15 protein-coding genes are annotated in these 21495 nt (G+C 64.3%); all 15 read right to left on the bottom strand.

All coding sequences use genetic code 11. The features are described 5' to 3' along the window. Positions 1-785: 785 nt before the first annotated feature. The gene (locus ACLARN_RS40420; RefSeq protein WP_409496761.1) at positions 786-2039 is read right to left on the bottom strand and encodes an amino acid deaminase/aldolase; all 1254 of its coding nucleotides are present in this window, start codon (positions 2037-2039) and stop codon (positions 786-788) included. Continuing rightward, complete coding sequence (locus ACLARN_RS40415; RefSeq protein ID WP_409496760.1) at positions 2039-2341, bottom strand: D-arabinono-1,4-lactone oxidase; 303 nt, start codon at positions 2339-2341, stop codon at positions 2039-2041. Before ACLARN_RS40415 ends, ACLARN_RS40420 begins: the two co-directional genes overlap by 1 nt. A 183-nt stretch (positions 2342-2524) precedes the next feature. Further along, on the bottom strand, positions 2525-4180 hold the full coding sequence (locus ACLARN_RS40410; RefSeq protein WP_409496759.1) for a fatty acid--CoA ligase: 1656 nt from the start codon (positions 4178-4180) through the stop codon (positions 2525-2527). Between the two features lie 16 nt (positions 4181-4196). Further along, positions 4197-4967, bottom strand: coding sequence for a class II aldolase/adducin family protein (locus tag ACLARN_RS40405; protein WP_409496758.1), 771 nt, complete (start codon positions 4965-4967; stop codon positions 4197-4199). A 29-nt stretch (positions 4968-4996) separates the two neighbouring features. Then, positions 4997-6436: an amidase gene (locus ACLARN_RS40400; RefSeq protein WP_409496757.1), complete on the bottom strand. Its 1440-nt coding sequence runs from the start codon at positions 6434-6436 to the stop codon at positions 4997-4999. Positions 6437-9067: 2631 nt separating this feature from the next. Beyond that, positions 9068-10042 carry a S1 family peptidase gene (locus ACLARN_RS40395; protein ID WP_409496756.1) on the bottom strand — a complete coding sequence of 325 codons (975 nt, stop codon included), beginning with the start codon at positions 10040-10042 and terminating at the stop codon, positions 9068-9070. Positions 10043-10864: 822 nt separating this feature from the next. Next, positions 10865-11620: an ABC transporter ATP-binding protein gene (locus tag ACLARN_RS40390; RefSeq protein ID WP_409496755.1), complete on the bottom strand. Its 756-nt coding sequence runs from the start codon at positions 11618-11620 to the stop codon at positions 10865-10867. Continuing rightward, complete coding sequence (locus ACLARN_RS40385) at positions 11617-12684, bottom strand: FecCD family ABC transporter permease (protein WP_409496754.1); 1068 nt, start codon at positions 12682-12684, stop codon at positions 11617-11619. The genes ACLARN_RS40390 and ACLARN_RS40385 overlap by 4 nt, the downstream gene beginning before the upstream one ends. Then, positions 12681-13616 (bottom strand): ABC transporter substrate-binding protein, encoded by a 936-nt coding sequence (locus ACLARN_RS40380; RefSeq protein ID WP_409496753.1) that lies wholly within the window; start codon positions 13614-13616, stop codon positions 12681-12683. The genes ACLARN_RS40385 and ACLARN_RS40380 overlap by 4 nt, the downstream gene beginning before the upstream one ends. A gap of 269 nt (positions 13617-13885) precedes the next feature. Then, entirely contained in the window at positions 13886-14641 is a 756-nt protein-coding gene (locus ACLARN_RS40375; RefSeq protein ID WP_409496763.1) for a class I SAM-dependent methyltransferase, read from the bottom strand. A 52-nt stretch (positions 14642-14693) separates the two neighbouring features. Then, positions 14694-16532: an ABC transporter ATP-binding protein gene (locus ACLARN_RS40370; protein WP_409496752.1), complete on the bottom strand. Its 1839-nt coding sequence runs from the start codon at positions 16530-16532 to the stop codon at positions 14694-14696. Next, a complete protein-coding gene (locus ACLARN_RS40365; RefSeq protein ID WP_409496751.1) occupies positions 16529-18241 on the bottom strand; it encodes an ABC transporter ATP-binding protein in 1713 nt (570 codons plus the stop codon). The genes ACLARN_RS40370 and ACLARN_RS40365 overlap by 4 nt, the downstream gene beginning before the upstream one ends. A gap of 56 nt (positions 18242-18297) precedes the next feature. After that, positions 18298-19350, bottom strand: a complete 1053-nt coding sequence (locus ACLARN_RS40360; RefSeq protein ID WP_409496750.1) for a PLP-dependent cysteine synthase family protein — start codon at positions 19348-19350, stop codon at positions 18298-18300. After that, positions 19347-20513 carry a histidinol-phosphate transaminase gene (hisC, locus tag ACLARN_RS40355; protein WP_409496749.1) on the bottom strand — a complete coding sequence of 389 codons (1167 nt, stop codon included), beginning with the start codon at positions 20511-20513 and terminating at the stop codon, positions 19347-19349. Before hisC ends, ACLARN_RS40360 begins: the two co-directional genes overlap by 4 nt. Next, on the bottom strand, positions 20510-21487 hold the full coding sequence (locus tag ACLARN_RS40350) for an ornithine cyclodeaminase (protein WP_409496748.1): 978 nt from the start codon (positions 21485-21487) through the stop codon (positions 20510-20512). Before ACLARN_RS40350 ends, hisC begins: the two co-directional genes overlap by 4 nt. Between the last annotated feature and the right edge of the window lie 8 nt (positions 21488-21495).

Raw genomic sequence — 21495 nt, 5'->3', positions numbered from 1 at the left:
TGTCGCCGACACCGCCGACCACATCTGGTCCTGGTCACGATTCCGCCGCCGACGACAACACCAAGCCCGCCTCAGCCACTACAAACGGCGAGGCTACCCACTCAACTGAGTGCCGTTGCAGTACTAGGCCGCTCCGGACAGTACTCGTACGCGGCCACAACCGGCCGCCCTTCGCGCGGATCAGCGTGGAGCATATCCTGGTACAGGTCCTGATCCCGAACACCAACGGCTGCCGCCGGATCCTCCGCCTTCTGACGTACCAGAGAAGCCAGGTTTTCAAGGTCTTTACTAAGCCTAAGCCGGCGATCCGACAGCAGCGCGCGCACCGCAGCATACTCGGTGACTGTGCTTTCCGACTTTGACGCAGCGCCGCCGCCCGATACGCGTCCTGCACGAACTCCTCATTGAACTCAACAGGCTCGCCGAATAGCGTCGCACCAACCTCCTAGCCTGATCGTAAGATAGCAGCACAGTCGGCAGCGTTCCATCCAGCGATGACGCATGTCGTTTAATAATTCAATTACACCGACCCTATTTGCTAGAACGTACTCCAGAGACTGCGGTGTCGCTTTGTGCTTTGCGGTGTTCCGTTCGAAAGTTCCAGCACGATGGGCAGAATGGACCCAGACGGGAGGTCGGATGCCGCACTCGAGTGCGGCACAGCCGACGATGACAGCTGCTGCCAGCTCCGAGACGCACCTGCGCGCTACCCCCGGCGGGACCAGGGGTTGTCGTTGCTGTGCACAACCTCACCGCCGGTCGATTCGGTTGTGGACCGTATCTGCTCACCCAAAGGTCTTCCCCTCGCCTCGGTACGTGGGAACAGTCGCGACAACGGTATCGCCGTCTACAATGTGCAGGCTTTCCACACGTTCGCACAACTCCCCGGCTTTGGCGTGTCGGAACCAGACGCGGTCGCCCACGTGAAGATCGGCCGCCGCCGGCCCGGCGACCGGTGTCTGAACCTCCCCCGCTCCTTCCAATGAGGTAAGCCTGAGCCCAGGCGGCCAGGTCGGTGTCGGCAGACGGTCACGGCCAGCACCTCCTGACGCGATCCATCCCCCACCGGCGACTGTGACGATGGTCGGGGATGCGCGTCGTACCACCGAGAGTGCGAAGAACGCGGCAGGGCAAGGCTGGAAGGCGCGGTAATTGTCGAACAGAGTGGGGCCGTAGAGCCCGGATCCGGCTGCGAGTTCGGTGATCACAGGCTCGCTCGCGGTACGTTCCAGGCTCCCTGTCCCGCCCCCGTTGACGAATTCGAGTTTCGTAACCGCTTCGATCGCCGAGACCACCACAGCGCGTCGTTTCCGCAATTCACGTCCTGACCTGTGCTGGATCGCGCGGATACAGGCCCGTGCGAGCGCGGAACCGGGGGTATTGTCTCCGAGTCCGGCGATCTGCGCCTCGTAGCACATGACACCGACCAGAAGAAACCCTCGGCGGGTATCTACCGCGCGCGCCAAGTCATACGCCTGGTCCGGTGTTCGTACGATCGAACGACGAACACCGAAGTATAGGCGGCCACCAGCGAGTTGGTACGAGGCGTCGATATCGAGGCAGACCCGGATGGAGTGGGCGGGCTGTTCGATCGCCGATGCGATGAACTCCAAGTGCTCGAGCGAATCGACCATAATCGTTATGCGCGAGGCCAGGTTACGACTCGCCGCGAGCTCCCGCAGCGCTTCCCGGTCACCAGTCGGATACCCAACGACAATGTCACTATACTCATGCCCGAGCCATAACGCCTCACGCAGCGTATACGCGAGGATTCCAGCGAATCCGTCATTGTCGAGTAGATAACGCAACAACGCCCGGCAGCGGACCGACTTGCTGGCGACACGGATTGGCTTCCCACCCGCGCGACGCACCATGTCCTTCGCGTTGTGGCGTAGCGCCCCTAGATCGATGACCGCGAACGATGGTTCGATCTCGGCGGTGGCACGGTCGATAGCCGCGAACCCCGCGCCGGTATGCCGACTGTGCCCGATCGGCACGATGTTGCCCCTATTCGTGGCGATCCCGCGCTCGAGGCGCATCAGCGTACCCTCCGCTCTGGTAGAGGCCCCAGGGTCCGGTTGAGGTAGTCGTTGGTGAAAACGCCGATTGGATCGCGGCGGTCAGACAGCTCGCCGAAGCGCTCCCCTAGGAAATTTACGGGCAGGCCGTGCATCTTACCCCCACATGGCCGCCCATCGACGGCGTCGAGAATGATTTTCATTGCACCAAAGAATGGCGGGTACGGTAATTGATGGTAGTTGCGGAACGCGATGTACACGTTGGGCCTGCAAGTACAAGCGATAGCGAGATATTGTCGGCCGCGATGAATGCCGGCACGCATTATAAGGTCGCGCTGGTAACGACCCGGAGCGTCCCGAGTCCGCTTCTCGCCGCAGCCAACAGTTCGTCCGCGCTCGCCGGGGTGTGCAGCCGCGTGGGTCGGACCCGCAACTATCCGCTCCAGTTATGCCTTTCCACAGTCTCAGCGAGGTCCTCGACTCGAGCCGACTGCGTCGGCGAAGCTTTACGCATCGGTACCCGATTGGGGCGACGCGCGCAGTTGGGTCACCTGGAGCTGCCCGTCGGCGTGCAGGCTGCGGATATGTTTCTTATCGAATTTCCCTACGCTGGTTCGCGGGATGGCGTCGACAAATGCCCAGCGTTCAGGCAGCCACCACCGAGCCATCCGCCTAGACAGCCAGGCCCGCAGCTCGGCCGGGCTCGGCTGCTCGTCACCGCGGGCGACGACGATCGCAAGCGGTCGTTCTTGCCAACGCGCATCGGGAACTCCGACGACAACGGCTTCTGCGACGGCAGGATGCTCAACCAGGGCGAGTTCCAGGTCGACGGAAGAGATCCACTCACCCCCGGACTTGATGACGTCCTTGGCCCGGTCGGTCAGCGTGATGAAACCCCGTGTGTCCAGCGTTCCCACATCACCCGTACGGAGCCATCCGTCATCGAACTTGCCCGGATCCGGGTCGCGATAATAGGCGCCAGTGATCCAGGGCCCCTGCACTTGGAGTTCACCGACCGCCTTGCCGTCGTTCGGCAGAACATGCCCGCTGGCGTCGACCAGGCGGCCGTCCACACCGCACAGCAGTCTCCCTGCAGTGCACCGGTAGCTCCAGGCGCCCTCTCCGCTGATACCGGCCGGTGGATGGGCGATCGCTGCTACGGGAGACGTCTCAGTCATCCCCCACGCCTGCACGATCGGCACACCGTGGCGCTCTTCGAACGTCTGCATCAGCACGCGCGGCACCGCGGACCCGCCGCAGGCGATCATACGTAGCGACGAAAGGTCGTGGCCCGGCTCTGTGGCCAAATAGGCCAGGACGTCGCTCCACACGGTGGGCACCGCTCCCGACAGGGTCGGGCGCTCGGTCTCGACCAGCCTTACGAGCGGCTCGGGTTGTAAGAAACGGTCCGGAAGTATCAGAGAGGCGCCTGCCATGAGCGCTGCGTACGGCAGCCCCCACGCGTTGGCGTGGAACATGGGTACGATCGGCAGCACCCGATCGTCGAAGCGCACGCCCAGGCAATTGCCCGAGCACACCGCGAGCGAGTGCAACCAGGCAGACTGATGGCTGTAGACAACCCCTTTCGGATTACCGGTTGTTCCCGAGGTGTAGCACATCGCCGCAGCCGACGACTCGTCCACGTCCGGCCACGCAAACTCATCAGACTCCCGAGCCAGCACCTGTTCGTAAGACAGCACCTGCTTGCCTGCACCCTCCAACACGCTCATGTCGACCTCGCCGGTGACCAGCACCGTGCGGACCGACTCCAGCTGCGGCAGTAACGGGGCGAAGGCGTCGACTAACGACGCGTCCACAATCACCACGCGGTCCTGCGCATGGTTGGCGATGTAGACGATCTGCTCGGCGAACAACCGGATATTGAGCGTGTGCAACACCGCACCCATCGCCGGCACCGCGAGATAGGCCTCCAGATGTTCCTGGTTGTTCCATCCGAAGGTGGCAACCCGGTCATATCCCTGTACACCGAGTCGGCGCAGACCATTGGCCAACCGTGCGCACCGCGCCCCCACCTCGGTGTAGCTGGCTCTCCGTGTGCCGGTCTCCGTTGCGGTCACAGCCTCATTCTCGCCGTACCACGTGGTCCCGTGACGAAGGATCGACGTAATGGTCAGCGGCGAGTCTTGCATGGTGGATCGCATTCCTGTGCCTCCCTTGTCAGTCCTGCAGATCGGGCTGCTCGCGCAGCACCTTCTCCAGGAGGCCCTGGAACTGGAACCAACCTGCGAGTTCACTTCCGACCTGGCCGTGGGTGAGCCGGGCCTGCTCGGGTTCGATGTGGACCACGCGTCCCGCAGCCTTGGCCAATAGCTGTGCCTGGCACGAACGTTCCATCGTGATGAACCACCAGATCGCCGCTTCCACGGTCGTACCTACCGTGAGCAGGCCGTGGTTGCGCAGGATGATCGCCTTGTGGCGCCCCAGCGCGTGCGCGATGCGTTTGCCTTCCTCCACGTCCAGCACTACCCCGGTGTAGTCGTCGAACAGAGCGTGATCTTCATAGAAGGCGCACACATCCTGCGTGATCGGCTCGAGCCGAGTCCCCAACGCTGACAGCGCCTTACCATGCACCGAATGCGAGTGAGCGGCCCCCGTGGCGTCCGGGCGGGCCTGGTGCACCTGCGAATGGATCGCGAACGCCGCCGCGTTGACTGGACGATCCCCCTCCACGACCGTCCCATCATGCGAGACCAGCAACAGATCCGACATGCGAATATGCGCGAACGGCATACCGAACGGGTTCACCCAGAAATGATCGGTGAGCTCCGGGTCACGGGCGGTGATGTGGCCGGCCGCGCCTTCCTCGAAGCCGAATTTGCCAAACAACCGAAACCCGGCCGCCAGGATACGTTTACGATGCGCCCGTTCCTCGTCCAACGATCGCTCAGGCGGAACGGGAATGGTGCGAGCGATCCGTTCGTCAGTCATTGGATTGTTCTCCTGTCATCATCGCCGATCTACACGTGCCACTGCGGCGGATGCCGGTATTGCCACCCGAGGGAGTTTTCCAGTTGGGCCCCCAGCCCTAGCAGAAGCGCGTCATCGCCATGTCGTGAAGCGGTAATTTGGACCCCCACCGGAAGACCTTCCGGTGTGACGTGCACTGGCAGCGACATCGCGGGCACTCCAGCCCAGTTCTGTAATGGCGTATACGCGGCCCACTCCAGCATCCGCACGGCTATGTTTTCCACACCCCGCCAATGAAAGAAGTCCGCGGGCACTGGAGGCGCGGTTGTCACGGGAGTCAGTAGGACGTCGTAGGGCTCTACGCGAGCAAGGAACCGGGACGCGCAGCCGGCCAGCAGATCCGTGTCAGCGACATGGTGAGCGGCGGTGCGGCGCTCGCCGAGATCTACCAGCCAGCTGGTGAAATCCTGCAGCAAGTGCCGACGTTCCGGGGGCACATGCGGCTCCAAAGCCGCGACCACCATCCCCCCGAAGATTCGCCAGAGCGCCTGGGCGCTGTCCTCCTCCCATGGCGCTGGATTGCGGATCTCGACGACTTCGTGCCCGAGCTCGGATAGCAGCTCCGAGGTTCGGGCCACCGCACGGACGATCTCCGGCTCCGGGTCAACCAGACCATTATCGGTCCAGACACCGACTACCAGTGACCGTTCGGATGGTTCCTGGGCATTCCGTAAGAATGAAGCCCGAGTCGATGGTGGCAGCACGCGGTGCAGTTCGGCCGCCGGTGGATGTGCCATGACATCCAGCAACAACGCAACATCCGCCACCGTCCGCGCCAACGGACCCTCGGTCGCCCACGATTGGAAAGACGCGTCAGGCACCGTACTCACTCTGCCACGGCTTGGCTTCAAGCCAACCAGACCACACACCGCCGCTGGCAGCCGAATAGACCCCGCGCCATCACTGCCATGCCCTGCCGGCAGCAAACCCGCAGCGACAGCGGCGGCCGCCCCGCCACTCGATCCCCCAGCGGACCTAGCCGTGTCATACGGCGTAACGGCCGGTCGCCCCACCACATCGCTGTGTGTGTAGGCCGTCGCGCCGAGCTCCGGGGCATGCGTGGTACCCAGCGTGACCGCACCCGCCTTACGCAGCAACCCCACGGCCCAGCCGTCTGCGGGTGGCACGAACGTGCCGATCGCCGCGCTCCCCATCGTCAATGGCACGCCAGCGGCCGGATATAGGTCTTTGAAGCCCATCGGCAACCCCAGCAGCGGCTGCCCTTCAACGCCACCATCGCGCAGGGCTTCGTCAGCTCGCGCGGCCTCGCTCCTGGCGAGTTCGGCGGTGACGTGGACGAACGCCCCAAGCTTCTCGTCATGCTGCTCGATCCGCTGCAGGTAATGATCGGCGAGCTCACGGGCTGATACCTCTCCCGCGCGCAAGGCAGCGCACTGCTCGACGGTAGTGAGCTCATGAAGCACGGTCATAGAGGTCCTCCCGGAGACGCTGCTCTGTATCACCATGGGTCGAACCAAAGTACGACCCTGCCCAAGTTACGATACCGTCAACGTATGTAGTTGGCCACCCACGCCCCGACCAAACAGATGCGCAGGAGATCTTCCGCCTCGTTACGTTGAAGTTGGCGGCGCACACCACGTACCGGCGCATGCTCAGCTTTGGACACTGTCCAATTTTAAATGCAAATGCATATGTCATGTACCAAAGGTAGTCAGCGTTCCACTGATATTCGCCACCCGAAGCCACTTACAGGCAGCCATCTGCCGAGGGGATAGTGAGACGGCTCTGCGTGGACGTAGCATGGAACCCAGTCCGTTTCTTTTCGAGCCGTGAGCCCTTGATGGATTCCGAGTCCGCTGGAGTTGAGTTGCATGATGATTCCGGGGGCCCTGCCGCCTGATCCATGTATCGAGAAGGTCCACGCGCACGCGTTCTGCGAGGTTCTCGGGGCCGGCAGGGAAGTCGTGCCGTGGTCCAGTACGTCGTGGTGCGCGCGGCGCCGAGAGTTGCGCGCGCCGCTGAGTGCGTTCATGGACGAGCCTGCGAGGCAGGCATGGGTGAAATCGGTCGAGGTCGGCGGCGACGCAGTGCCGGGTCGCCGCGATCCGGCCAGTCGGTCACCGGTCTCGCGTCATCTCGTGGAGCACGACAGGCCTGGCCCTGCCGGATGGGCGTCGTGAGCGTCGCAGAGACCGTCGAGACGCTGCGGACGCAGACGAGGCGGCTGATCGGTGTTTGGAGCCGTTCGTGACGCCCCGTGTGATTCGCGTGCCGGTGGATATCGATGCGACTCTTGTGACCGTGTGCCTGCGCGATCCGCTCAGCGAAGGGACCGCGGACAACATGGTTTTGGCGCCGGGGACTGCAGCCATGGTACCTGACGGGTGGAACGTAGAAGTGGCACTTTACTCCTGGCATGAGCATCGCTCGCTGGATATCGAGGTCCTTCGACAATTCTCGCCGGGAAGTGTCGACGCATTGGTGTTATTCGCCGGCATCGAATGCCATCATCGGTGGGCTAACGGGCTGGACACGATCCCAGCCTTGAGCCGAGTGAGCACAATTGCGCTGCTTGGCAGTTGGTCGATCAGCGACAACGTCCTTCGGGAGATTGCACGACTACCACAGTTGACCACGATACGGGCAGGGCATCGAATCTGGTCGCGTGTGACACTCCGAGATCTAGCCCTGAACCATGCGGGAAGGGCAGACTCGGCTGAGGTCGTCGAGCCCGCTGCCCCGGTCGCACCCAAGTGCTACGAACCACGCCCGACATCGAATATCACGACAACAGGACGCCGAACTGAGGATTCACCAGGGCAAGGAACCTCGCGACAGCGCCGACCAGGATGAATTGCCGTCCATCCCACCCCGGATGCTACCTCCATATCACCGGACTGCAAGTCCAAGGCACCGAACTCGGGGCTGCATGAACGACAGGCTTCCTGCTCCATTGGTACGCGTGGTCTCGCCCCAAAAGCACGATCACACGCCAGTCACCGACAAATCTCTCGGCTTGGGTTGTGCCGAAACACGGTCTTCGACACCGCTCAAACCTTCGAATTCGGTACGACTCTACTCGAGCAGACAGGCGGAACATGTCAACAAATTAGACCATCAAGAACAGTGCTTCTTGCCATTAAAAAAGAAACGTGTTTTCAGCAGAGAAACAGCCTCGAAGGGCGACCGAAAGACTCAGTAGCGATAACGGCGCACCACAGACAACATATTTATCAGTTCGCCTTTATCAGGTTCGCCGCGGACGGAGCGCCGAACGTACCACGCTTCAGCCGGGTCGCGACGCGGCATTGCGGCAACGAAAGGTGGCTCCTCCTAGCGAGAGGAGGAACCACCCTTCGGACTGCGGCTGGCCCCAGCCGGAATTCACGGGTCGGCCCACCCGTTTTGGCGTGTTAGTTCGCGCGGTGGTGTTGGCCGACGTTACGCCGCCTTCGTACGAAGACGACTAGCCCGCTGCCGAGCACGATGAAGGCCACCCCGAACCCGGCGGGCGCCAGCACAGTGCTGCCAGTTGACGCCAATTTCGGGGGTGCGTCGCCGGTAGCTTGCCGCGCGGCGCTCCCGTCGTCATCGCTTGGACTGTGTGCGCGCGACCAGCCTCGATGGTCGGGCGCCGGATCAGCCTGCGGGACACCACGGCCTGACAGTTGAGATTCTTCACCCGGCCCCGGTGATACCGCTGGCCGCCCAGCCACCCCAGACGGAACCGGAGCCACCGGCTTCATGACATCATCAACCAACGAACCCGGCTTCGGCGGAACGTTAACCGGATTCACCGACCCACCAACACCCGGCGATACCGCTGGCCGCCCAGCCACCCCAGACGGAACCGGAGCCACCGGCTTCATGCTTTCCATCTTTCTGGCGTGGTCTTCGGCCTGAGTGGTCTGCTGCTTTCCGGTGTTCGCGAGGACAGTCAGGTCGTGAAGCTCATCGGCGGATGCGATCGGCGCGGTCAGGGCCTGCCCGAGTGAGGCGGCCAGAGCAAATCCTCCTGCACTGACCACGGACGCGATCATTCGTCGTTTCATATGGGGCTTTGTCATTTAATCTCTCTTGTTACGATTCGGCGTATGGTTTTAGTTGCTGCTCTTGACGGCACAGCCAGGGTCGGCGATCTTCGCAAACCCTTGCGCCACGGTCGTGGCCAAGCTGGTGATCTCGCTGCGCAGCTTCACCAGGTCAGGATCCTTTGGGCTGCGATTCCTGCTCAGGGACGTGTACCTCTCCTCCAGATCCTGTCGTTTACGGTCCAATGACGAGAACTTTGGACAGAAAATTGCACTCTTGATCCATGGGAGAAAGTTGGTAATATTGCTGGAAAATCCAACTATCTTCTTGTCGCCACCATCGACAGTGCCGCTACCGATATGTGTTCCCACGAGCTTCCAGTGGTTATCAGTTTTGACCATCACAGGCCCTCCGGAATCACCCTGACCCGTCTGATTTTCTGATGACTGGTACCAAGCGAGGCGCGCAGCGGGATCAAGACCCTTAATATTTTCATCTATCGACATGAATGAGACGTTCAGCTGCTTCAGCTTCTCCGACTCTTTGACACAGTTCTCCTTGCAGCCCGGCTTCCACGGTAGCGTATCGCCCCAGCCGAGGATACGAGCATCTCGTCCTGTCAGCGACCCAGACGACTCTGCAATAGGGATAGGCGTCTTCGTCGACGGCTCGGCGAGCTCGATTAACGCTACGTCCTCATTATTGGGCGCCTTGACCAAGCGTTTCGCGCGATGAAACTCTCCTTGACCTCGGTTATTTGAACCAATATGGACACGAACGTCATCGCGACTAAGCACTGGGTTCTTGACAATGCTCGGATCAGGGTGATCACCGATGTTCGCAATTTCTGGGATCTGGACGATGCAGTGAGCAGCCGTGACAACCCACTCATCCGCGATCAGCGCACCGGTACAATCGGCGTCGTAATTATCTTGCAGGTGACTCGTGACTTGTGCAGCCCAAGGGTATTCATCGGAGGCATCCTCGCCTCCAACGACCGCCTGTGCCGATCCCGTGATACTCCCGAACGTTACCAAGGACACGAGGAGCACCCCCGTGGCTGACACCAACTTTCGTGCTTGGCTCATATTTCTGGTTTCTCCTGTCATCATCGCAGTAGAGACGCTGCCACCTCTAGGGAGTGCAGCGGGAGAGCACTATGACGCGGCGCGGTGTCACGGAAACAACAGGACTTTTTCATGGTGCTCACGTTTGTCTCAGTCAGTGACGGCATCCGGCGGAGAAGGGCGGGCGGGACTTCATCGTTGTGGTGCCCGATGTGCTGATGGAGCATTTGGATTGGGTGCATGAGCGGATCACTGGTCGGTTCGCGCGGTCGGAGCCGCGGGACCGGTCGCGGGAGTAGCTGTCCGGACTGGTCACGGAGTTGGAGCGGAAGGACGGCTGGAAGCTGGCTGAGCGGGTCATGAGGGTGTCCCCGAACTGGATATAGCGGCTGTTGCGGTGGGCGGACTGGGACCTCGACGGTGTCCTTGACGACTTGGTCGAGCACTCCGGCGAGCCGGTCACCGGCTTCTCCCCACAGCAGGCAGATCGAAGGTCTTGGCCAGCCCGCAGTACTCCTCGTACCTCAGCTCGCAATCGGCACCGGCCATGCGCGGTGTTAGGTGCAGCCGGACTCGTGCAGGCAGGTCGGCGTCAAGGCCGTAGTGCTCACCCGCGCCACCGTTTCCTGTCTGCTAGCATCAAAAGACCCGGCGCGCCCCGCGAGCGCAAATATCGTTATAGTAACCGGAAATTCGATAACTGCGTTCGTTCAACAAATCCGACCTTTACACTCGACATGTCAGCACAGCAGGACCTGCGGCGAATACATGTGAATCGCCGCCCGGCGGCTGGACACATCACCGGTAGTGGATACGGACGTCGCCGGCACGATCGGGTTCGACTTCCGCTTCGACGGTGAACACCTCCCGGAGGCGCGCGGGCGTCAACACGTCGAGTGGAGCGCCCGAGGCCACAACCCGCCCTTGATCCAGCAGTACCAGCCGGTCGCAGAAGCGTGCCGCCAGCGACAGGTCGTGCAAGACGATCACCACGGTGTGGTCGGCTGCGGCCAGAAGGCGCATGAGATCGAGTTGGTGTCGGATGTCGAGGTGGTTGGTGGGTTCGTCGAGCAGGATGGCCGAAGGCTGCTGCGCGAGAGCGCGAGCGATGTGCGTGCGCTGACGCTCTCCGCCGGAGAGGGTCTTCCAGTGCCTGGCGCGCAGGTCGGTCAGGCCCATACGGCTTAGCGCAGCCTCCACCACGACGTGGTCACGATGGTCCTGGTTTCGCCAGTTCGCGCGGAACGGAGTGCGGCCGAGGTCCACGACATCGGCCACGCGAAGGTCGCTCTCGGTATCCGTGTACTGCTCTACGAAAGCCACGCGACGCGCGATGCGCTTGCTGTCCCAGTCCGAGATGTCCGCACCGTCGTACCGCACGGTCCCCCGGCTGGGCTTGCGCAGTCCGGCGACGCAGCGCAGGAGCGAAGACTTGCCGGACCCGTTCGGCCCCACCAGACCCAGTACTTCGCGGGTGCCGACACTCAGCGCGACGTCATCGACGATGCTCCGGCCGGGGACACCCCAGCTCAGAGATTCCACATCGATTCTCACAGCTCTCCCCGCCTGCGCATGATGAGGAGGAACACCGGGACGCCGATCACGGCGGTGACCACGCCGACCGGGACCTCTCTGGGGGCCAGCGCGATCCGGGCCAGCGCGTCGGTCAGCACCAGGAACACCGCGCCCATGATGGCGGCGAACGGGATGAGGACCCGGTGTCGTGGGCCGACCACGAACCTCGCGGCATGCGGGACGATGAGGCCGACGAAGCCGATGGCACCGACCGAGGCCACCGCGACTGACGTCAGCAGGGCGGTCAGGATGAGCGCGGTGATCCGGGTGACGCGCACGTTGATCCCGAGCGACTCGGCGGTGTCCTCGCCGAAAGAGAAGGCGTCCAGCGCCTGGGACCGGGTCCAGCATCCCGCCAGCCCGACGACACAGGCGATGGCACAGAGGACGACTTCGTCCCAGCGGGCGGAGGTCATCGAGCCCAGCAGCCAGTAGGTGATGGCGCGAGTGGTCTCCGCGTCCGCAGAAGCCATGACGAGCAGTGAGGTCAGCGCGGCGAAGAGCTGGCCGACGACAACGCCGGTCAGCACAATGCGGATCGTCCGCATACCGTTGCGCAGCAACAGCATCATCAAGCCGAAGGACAGCAGCGCACCCACCAGCGCCCCGCCGGACAACCCGAGCGCGGAGCCGCCGAGGCCGAACAAGGTCACCGCGACGGCACCGACCGAGGCGCCGTTGGACACGCCGAGCAGGTACGGGTCGGCCAGGGCGTTGCCGGTCAGGCCTTGCAGCACGGTCCCCGACACGGCGAGCATCGCGCCGATCAAGGCCGCCAACAGCACCCTGGGGACACGGAGCTGCCAGATCAGCGAGTCGAACAGTCGGGACACCGGCTCCACCGGCAGCCCGAGATGGGTGCCGACCGAGCGGGTGACCTCCTGCAGGCTGCCACCGTTGGCGCCCACGCCGATGGCGACCCCGATGGACAGCGCCAGAACGGCCAGGCCGACGGCGAACAGCACCCAGGTCGGGGTCGCGGTGCGCCGGGTCTTCGCTTCCCCGGTCACCGGAGCCGGCACCTGGTTCTCGGTAGCGGTCATGCGAGTTTCGCCAGACCGTCGTTGATCGTCTTGAGCGCGTTCACGCTGCGCACCGTGGCGTCGAGTTCCAGGCCGGGGACGGTCACGAACCGGCCGGTACGGACGGCGTCGAGTTGCGAGAGCACCGGGTGCGCACGCATCAGCTGGATCTTCTCCTGAGCGGTGTCGTTCTGCTGGCCCCGGCCAGGCAGGTCGGCGATCACGATGACCGACGGGTTCCGGGCGACGATCTGGTCCCAGCCGACCTCGGCCCAGTCTCTGTCGACGTCGTCGAAAACGTTCTTGGCGCCGAGAACGCGGCTCAGGTTGGCGGGCATCCCGCTGCCGCCAGCCACCCACGGCGTGCCATTGTGGACGGAGTACAGATAGGCCACCGTCGGCTTGGCTGCCCGGGCCGCGGCCGCCTTCTCCGCGTCGGCCACCACCGCACGCTGCTCGCCGATGAGGCCGGCGGCTCGCTGGCGCACGCCGAAGATCGTGCCGAAGTTCTCGTAATCGGTGAACAACCGCTCGAACGGCGTTTTGTCCGGCTGATACTTGGGGCAGTCCACCTCGCTCACATAGGACGGCAGACCCAGATCGGCCAACTCGGCCCGGGTGCCTGCCTGTTCGCGGGTGAACCGGCTGACGAACGCACTGATCACGAAATCGGGATCGGCGGCGCGGAGTTGCTCTCCGGTCACCTCCTGGGAACTGATCATCGGGATCGTCGCGTACTCGGCGCGGTGTTCCTCCGATACCGGCCCCGACTGCAGGGCGGTACCCGCGATGTCCTCGCGAAGCCCGAGTGTCAGGAGAGTCTCGGTGGTCTGCTGGTCCAACGTGACGACGCGCCGAGGCGGTTTGTCCACCCTCACCTGGGCACCGCAGTTCTCGAGGGTGACACCGCCCGCCGCGACGTCCGGCTTCGTCGCGGCGCAGCCCGCGGTCACCGCTAGAAGGCCGGCTAAGGCGCTGAGGCCAAGACGATGCGACATTGACGAATCCCTACGGACGATAATGAAAATGACAATCACAGTTAACCGGTCTGAACGAGGCGCCGCAGCCGCCGAGTGAGCTGAATCATGACCACGGGCGTCGGACGCGGTCGGATCAAAACCACGAAAGGCCGAACGGGACGAAACACGGACCGGCCCCGTCGGCGCGTCGATCACTCGAGATCGCCATCCCCATACGCCACCGAAGCCTGGTCCCCGCTGTTTCAGCCCTGATAGGTGGCGGTCACATACAGCATGGAGCCCTCCAGGTCCGTCGAAGTCAGCTCGATGTCGTCATACATCGTGACGTCGCCGAAACCATGCGAGGTCAAATAGTGCTCCAACTCCATGGGGAAAAAGAGGCGGTAGCTCGTCACTTCTTCCTCGGTGGCACCTCCCGCCAGTGACCAGGTCAGGTTCCGGGTGAGGATTTGCCGACGTCGGTCGACAGTGAACGAGGCACTGCCCGTCGCTTGGAAATCTTCGCGCTCGATGGCGAAATCACTCTTCGCGCCCAGCGCGACCAAGTCCCCGATGGGATTGTGCGTACCGAGCACGAGCAGCGCGCCGGGATTCGCATGGGTCGCGAACGTGGCCATCACCTTCGTGATGTCCTCGCACGAGTGCACGTTCTCGATCACCCAGCCCAGGCAGGTGATGACATCGAACTTCCGGCCGACGCGGACATCGCGGACATCGCCCACTTCGAACCTGATGTCCGGATATTCGCCACGCGCGTACTGGATCATCCCTTCCAGATAGTCGACGCCGACGCACTCGTAGCCGGCTTCATGCAGGTAGGCGAGTTTATAGGCGGTGCCACACCCGAGATCGAGTACCGGGCTCGGCGGTAGTTTCCCGTTCCGCACCAGCAGTTCGTGGCACATCTTCGTCAGGCGGACGCCCGTGTCGTCGAACCGATAGATCGAATCGTACAGTTCCGGGCTCCGGTACAGAAAACCGGAGGTATTCGTGGTCACCGGGTCCAAAGGTCCACTCCTTGTGAATTCTGTGATTTTCGGTTTTCCGCGATCAGGAAGGCTGTTTGACGAATCCTTCGAGCTGCGAGGCGAGCAGTTCGACATAGGCACCGTTGCGGGTAAGGAGTTCTTCGTGGGTTCCGGTTTCGGCGACACGTCCACCCGAGATGACGACGATCCGGTCGGCGGTCCTGATGGTGGAGAGGCGGTGGGCGATGATCAGCGTGGTGCGCCCGTGCCGGGCCTCGTCCATCGCCTCACTCACCGCCTGTTCGCTCGCGGCGTCGAGGTTGGACACCGCCTCGTCCATGACGAGGATGGGGGCGTCTTTCAGCAGGGCACGGGCGATCGCGATCCGCTGCCGCTGGCCGCCGGACATCCGCGCGCCGAGTTCGCCCGCGACAGTGTCGTAGCCGTCCGGCAGGGTCATGATGAACTCGTGGGCTTGAGCGGCTCTTGCGGCGGCTTCGATCTCGCCGTCGGACGCGTCGGCGCGCCCGAGACGGATGTTGTCGCGCAGGGTGGTGTTGAACAGGAAGGTGTCCTGCGGTACCAGCGTCATGAGGCCGCGGAGGTCTTCTTGCGGGAAGTCGCGGACGTCGTGCCCGCCCACCGACACCGAACCAGTGGTGACGTCCCAGAATCTCAGCAGCAGATTGGCGCAGGTGGACTTACCCGCACCGGAGTGCCCCACCAGCGCGACGGTCTCACCGGGACGGACCTCGAAGCTGACCTCCCGAATAGCGGGCCGCAGGTTACTGCGGTAGGCGAAGGTGACGTCGTCGAAGCGGACATGCGGCACGATCGGACCTTCCGGGGGACGGCTGACCAAGTCCGACACCGGTGCGGGCGCGTCGAGCAGTGTGTTGAGGCGGTCGGCTGACGCCGCGACGATCGACAACTCACGTGCGACCTCGGTCACCCTCAGCACCGGCAGCATCGCCATTCCGGCGAGCACGACAGCGACCGGGAAGAGGGCGCGGTCGAGCTCACCGGTGGCGACAAGCCGCGCGCCCAGCAGGAGCACCGCGAGTGTCCCGAGAAGGGCGATGGTGTCCGTGGCGGCGTACTCGATGCCGCTTCGGCGCCCGTGCGCGGACTTCGCCTCGGCCAACCGCGAACCCTGCTTGCGCAGCAACCCGAGCCGCTGGGCGTGCGCACCGAAATTCACCAGCTCGCGCAGGCCCTGGAAGGTATCGGTGCTGTCGGCACTCATCCGGCCCAAGGAGTCACGCAGCTCGTTTCCGTGTAGTTCGGCGCGGCGCCGCAACCACCCCGGGACCGAGGCGAGCAGCACCAGGATCGGCACCAGGACGCAAGCCAACGACCAATGGAACCAACCCAGCACGACGGTGGTGGCCACCGGCACCGTCGACGCGACCGCCAGCGGACTGAGCGTATGGGCGAAGAACAGTTCGATCTGCTCCACATCGGAGACCGCGGCGGCGCCCAGGTCGCCGGATCGCCGTTCGAGCAGGTAGCCGGGTGAGAGCCTTTCGAAGGCAGCGAACACCTTGGTCCGAGTGTCGGCCAACGCACGAAAGGCGGCGACGTGAGCGTAGGTGCTGTCGGCGATGTTCAGGAGGACCAGCGGCACGATGAGACAACCGAGCGCGATCAGCCAACCGGTGAGCTGGGACAGCGAGGCACCTCCGGCCGCCCGTGCCACCACATACGCGCCGATCCCGGACGAAGCGAGCAGGAGGAGCTGGTGCAGTACACCGGCCAGGTAGGCCACCGTGATGAGCCGGCGGTGCGGCCCCAACAGGGGCATCAGGCTCCTCAGCCTGGCGGCCAGCGACCGGCCGGACATCGGCACTTCACCCGGTCCGAGTCCGTGTCCATGTCCGTGTCCGACGCCGGGGGTGTGGATGTGTGCGGTCGAGGTCATGCGGGTGCTCCGGTCTGGGTAGCGACTAGTTCTGCGTAGAGGCCCTTGCGTGCCACCAGATCCGGGTGACTGCCGAACTCGACCACCCGGCCGGAGTCCATCACCACGATCCGGTCGGCCTCGCGCACGGTGGACAGCCGGTGCGCGATGACGACCGTGGTCCGGCCGCGGGACAGTTCACCGAGCGCCTGGGTGATCTCCGCTTCGTTGGCGGCGTCGATGCTCGATGTCGGCTCGTCGAGAACGAGCACCGGAGCGTCCTTGAGCAGGGCACGGGCGATCGCGATGCGTTGCCGCTCACCGCCGGACAGTTTCAGGCCGCGTTCACCGACGACCGTCTCGAAACCCTGCGGCAGACGGGAAATGAAATCGGTCGCCTGCGCCGCGGTCACCGCACGGCCGATCTCCTCCTCGGTGGCGTCCGGCTTGGCCAGCAGCAGGTTCTCCCGGACCGTGCCGTGGAACAGATAGGTGTCCTGAGCCACGACGCCGATCAGCGACCGCAGGTCGACCAGGGGGAACTCGGCCGTGTCACGGCCATCGACGAGGACGGAGCCCGAGTCCGGGTCGAAGTACCGCATCAGCAGCCCGAGTACGGTGCTCTTACCCGCACCGGAACGGCCGACAATGGCCACCCGCTCCCCCGGCGCCACCGTCAGGCTGAACCCGTCCAGTGCCGGGGCGCTCCGGGTCGGATAGCAGAACCGGATATCGCGGAATTCCACCCCGGGGGGATTCTTCCGCAATGCGGGCGTCTCGGGCGCCGAGTCCCGTACGTGCGGTTCGATGCACAGGATTTCCGCGACCACGCGACCGGCCGGGATCGCGGAGTACGCCGCGTGGTAAGCCGATTCGAGTTCGTGCATGGGCCGGAAGGTTTCGCGGGCCAGCATCAGGATCGTGAACAATCCGGCGACGCTGAGCGAGCCGGTGGCCGCGTGCCAGGCACTCAAGGCCACCGAAGCGGTCGTGCCGATCGTCACCACCATCGCGGCGACAGTCGAGGAACCGCACCACGCCACCATCAGCCGAATGGAATCCCGGCAGAACGCTTCACCACGCTCCAGCATTTCCCGGCCTCGCCTGCCACTGGCGTTGAACGCCTTGAGCGTCGCCATTCCTTGCACGGCATCCAGGCTCTCCGAATACATCCCGCGGTAGGACACCATCCAACGGTCCCCGCGTTCCTGGATCCAGTTCCTCCCCGCCACCTTGGTCAACGGTGCCAGGAGCGCACACGCGAGCACGACGAAGCCCACCAACGGATCGACCGCGATCACGTACACCGAAGCGAAGCAGGATCCCAGGACGGAAGCCAGCACCGAAGGCACGAACCGGCCAACCAAGGGGTCGAGCAGCTCCACGGAGTCCACCAAGGTCGACTGCAGATCACCGGAACGCATCCGCTGCGCCTGTCCGGGCCCGATCTCCATGAGCTTGAGCGTCAGCCCTTCGCGCACCGCTTCCTTCACCCGCGCCGACACCCGCGGGGCCCACGAATCCTTCACCACGATCAGCAGCACCCGGACCAGTTGCAATACACCGATCGCGGCCAGGGAGGTCACCAGCCCGCCCACGTCGATCGACGAGAACACCCCGGACAACAGGTGCGCGATCAGCAGACCCTGACCGACGTAGGTCGCCGTCACCAGCAACATCAACCCGACAAGACCGGCGATCCCCAGCCAAGCCCGCGGGCGCAAGCTCAAAAACAACCTGATCGTCGACCACACAGCCGTACCTCCACGTTCCCTGTTCGTCTATGTCACTTAGTGGTGGCCGGCAGCGCGTCAACGGGACTCATCAAGCACCTTCCCGGTTCCATCGACCGGGCAGGCCGCAACATCGAGGCGAGCCGGTCGGCGACCTGAACGTCGAACAAACCGTTGGCCGTCATCCACTCGTCGTCGAACACGGTGTCCAGGTACTTCTCGCCGCCGTCGCACACCAGCACGACGATGGTGCTCTCGGGCCCCGCGCTCCGCGCCCGCTCCAAGGCCTTGTAGACCACTCCGCCAGCCGAGCCGCCGATCAGGAGGCCGAAATTCCTTGCCAGGTAACGGCAGGTTTCGAACGCTTCGGAGTCGCTGACCTTGAGCCCCTCGTCGATCAGGCCGTAGTCGAGGACGTCACAGATCTCCCCGATCTCCGGCGTCCCGGTCCCGGACTGGTGGTAAGGCGCCTGTTCCCCACCGAAGTTGACGGAGCCCACCGGCTCGACGCCGATGATCTTCACGTGCGGGACGCGCTCCCTCAGTGCGCGGCCGGTGCCGCAGAGGGAACCGCCGGTGCCGACGGCCCCGTACAGGTAGTGAATGCCGTCGCCCAGGTCGTCGTGCAACTCACGGGCGAGTGGCCGGTAACCGTTGGGATTCCCCGGATTGGTGTCCTGCGCCGTCAGGTACGCGCCGTGTTCTGCGGCGAACCGGCGGGCCTCCGCATAGCGTTCGGCAGTGGCCAACCCCTCCTTGTTCCCGGCGATGTTGAGCATCTCGGCGCCGTAGGCGACCATTCCGCGCAGCTTGTCGATACTGGAGTGGTTGTCCACCACGGCGGTGAACTTGTATCCGCGTTCGGCGGCGATGAGTGCCAGGCCGAGCCCTGTGTTGCCGGAGGTGGCCTCGACGAGCCACCCGCCGGGTAGCATCAGCCCCTGCTCTTCGGCCTCGTCCACCATGTTCCGGGCCATGCGGATCTTGGCGGTGCCAGTGGGGTTGTACTGCTCCAGCTTCAGCAGGACGGTTCCCATCCCGTCCGCGACCGCCAGTCTGAGCAGCGGCGTCCACCCGATCAGATCGGATACCCTGTCCTTGATCATCGCGCTCCCTTCGCGCAGATCTCCGTCAGACACAGCACGAAGAGGTCGTTGTCTTCGGGCGTCGACAGTGAGGCTCGGATGAAGTTCTCGTATCCCGGCTCGCGCCACGCCTTGACCACGATCCCGGCGCGGTGCAGCGCCTCTGCCACCCAGTCGGAGCGGTGATCCGTCTCGATGAACAGAAAGTTGGCCGAGGACGGCACCACGCGCAAACCCGCGCCGCGCAGCAGCTTCGTGACCCTGGCGATCTCGAGCCCGGTGCGGCGCACCGTTTCCGCCAGGTGCGCGTGGTCTCCCAGCGCGGCGATGGCGGCGTCCTGCGCCAGCTGGTTGACGTTGTAAGGAGTGCGGACCCGGTCCAGAGCCTGGACCAGGGCGGCGTCGGAGGCGATGCCGTACCCCACCCGCACGCCCGCCAATCCGTAGGCCTTGGAGAAGGTGCGCAGCACGATCCACGGCCGGTCCTGCCCGCGCAGAACCTCCAGCCCGTCGGGGTAATCCGGATTGGGACGGGCGAACTCGCAGTACGCCTCGTCGAGCACCAGCAAAGCCGACTTCGGGGTGCCTGCCACAACGCGTCCCAGTTCGCCTGCGCCGAGCATCGCGCCGGTGGGGTTGCACGGGTTGGCGAGAAAGACCAGTTTCGGGCCGGCGGCCAGCGCGTCACGCCAGGCGATGGCGTCGAACCCGAACTCCGCCGTGACCGGAACCTTCTCGACCCGCGCGCCCATCATGCGCGGGAAGATCTCGTGCAGGCTGAACCCGGGCGCCTGCGTGGTCACCAGATCACCCGGATCGAGGACGGCCTGGCACAGCAGTTCCAGGATGTTCTCCGAACCGTTGCCGAGCACGATCCGTCCGGCCGGCACGGCCAGGCTCTTCCCGATGGCCTCGGCCAGCCGTTTGCCGGTGGGGTCGGGATAACGGGAAAGGCTGTCGTCCACCCGCAGGCGCACGGCTTCGGCGACCGCGGGAGAGGCACCGAACGGGCTCTCGTTGTTGGAAAGCTTGACGACGCGGGCGACACCACTGAGAGCGGCCACCTCGTCGGTGTCGGCGCCGGGATCGTAGGCGGGCAGGCTCACCACCTCCCGGCGTACCAGGGATGCCGCGGTCACTGGTTCGATCACGTCGGTGCCGGCCTTGATCGGGACGGTGCTCACCAGAAATCGACCCTGTTCCCGCGTCCGGCCGCCAGCGCGAGATCCGCGATGTATCGGCCCAGGGCGGCGTCAGTCACCGCCATACCGCTGTTGTAGGCGAAGACCACGTCGTCGGGATTACGCCGGGCGGGCGCCCGGCCGAGCAGGATGTCCGGGAGTTCTGCGTCCACCGGGGGCAGACTGCCGTCCGCGGCCCGCAGCTTGCCGCAGGTGATGTGCATCTGGGTGATGTTGGTGGCGATCCGGTAGTCCGCGCCGTGGAACACGTCGTGCACGCCGTATCCGAGCAGCACGGCGAGCGCACCCGGCTTCATCCACTCGCGCTGGACCGTTTCCGTCACGGACAGGCCGGAGGCCCCGATCACGATGTCCGCTTCGCCCACGGCTTTCCGGAGATCGTCCGCGATCGTGACCTCGCGACCGTCGACACTGTTCTGAACGGCGCGCAGACCATCGGCATAGGTGCCGAACACCTGCAACCGGTCCAGCTCCGGAAGCGCCGCGAGCAGCATCGGCAGGGCCATCTGTCCTTGGACACCGGTGCCGACGACCAGAGCGCTGCGGGCGTCCGGGCAGGCCGCACGGGCGAACAGCGCGCTGGTGGCCGAGGAGCGCAACGGCCCGAGTTTCACCACGTCCATCAGCGCGATCGGCGCCCCGGTGGTGTCGTCGGCGATGAAGATGAACGAGTGGAACCGATAACCGTCCCGCGTGCGGGCCGGGTCGAACTCGTAGACGGCCTTGAAGCACACGGTGTCGCTGGCGACGTCCTTGGCGACCATCGAGTAGCTCAGCGAGTGGTCGTCCGGGTCGTCGATGATGGTCTTGACCGGGCTGTTCGGCCCGCTCGTGTCCACAGCGCGGTAGGTCCGCTCGACGACTTCGAGCACCCGCCGGTAATCGAAACCCAGCACTTCCTGCTCCGATTGCGGCAACAACCACAGCTGTCCGGGCGCGGCGTAACTCTGTGACATGCGAGCTT

Source organism: Amycolatopsis sp. cmx-11-12, from assembly GCF_046269425.1.
GTDB lineage: Bacteria > Actinomycetota > Actinomycetes > Mycobacteriales > Pseudonocardiaceae > Amycolatopsis.
The sequence above is the reverse complement of the archived record's forward strand: the minus strand, read 5'-3'. Positions and strand labels throughout refer to the sequence as shown.

What these genes read in the sequence shown, in the direction of transcription:
- ACLARN_RS40420 (WP_409496761.1), bottom strand. Translation starts at nt 2,039, where the DNA reads ATGCGCCTCGAGCGCGGGATCGCCACGAATAGGGGCAACATCGTGCCG.
- ACLARN_RS40415 (WP_409496760.1), bottom strand. Translation starts at nt 2,341, where the DNA reads ATGCGTGCCGGCATTCATCGCGGCCGACAATATCTCGCTATCGCTTGT.
- ACLARN_RS40410 (WP_409496759.1), bottom strand. Translation starts at nt 4,180, where the DNA reads ATGCGATCCACCATGCAAGACTCGCCGCTGACCATTACGTCGATCCTT.
- ACLARN_RS40405 (WP_409496758.1), bottom strand. Translation starts at nt 4,967, where the DNA reads ATGACTGACGAACGGATCGCTCGCACCATTCCCGTTCCGCCTGAGCGA.
- ACLARN_RS40400 (WP_409496757.1), bottom strand. Translation starts at nt 6,436, where the DNA reads ATGACCGTGCTTCATGAGCTCACTACCGTCGAGCAGTGCGCTGCCTTG.
- ACLARN_RS40385 (WP_409496754.1), bottom strand. Translation starts at nt 12,684, where the DNA reads ATGACCGCTACCGAGAACCAGGTGCCGGCTCCGGTGACCGGGGAAGCG.
- ACLARN_RS40370 (WP_409496752.1), bottom strand. Translation starts at nt 16,532, where the DNA reads ATGACCTCGACCGCACACATCCACACCCCCGGCGTCGGACACGGACAT.
- ACLARN_RS40360 (WP_409496750.1), bottom strand. Translation starts at nt 19,350, where the DNA reads ATGATCAAGGACAGGGTATCCGATCTGATCGGGTGGACGCCGCTGCTC.
- ACLARN_RS40350 (WP_409496748.1), bottom strand. Translation starts at nt 21,487, where the DNA reads ATGTCACAGAGTTACGCCGCGCCCGGACAGCTGTGGTTGTTGCCGCAA.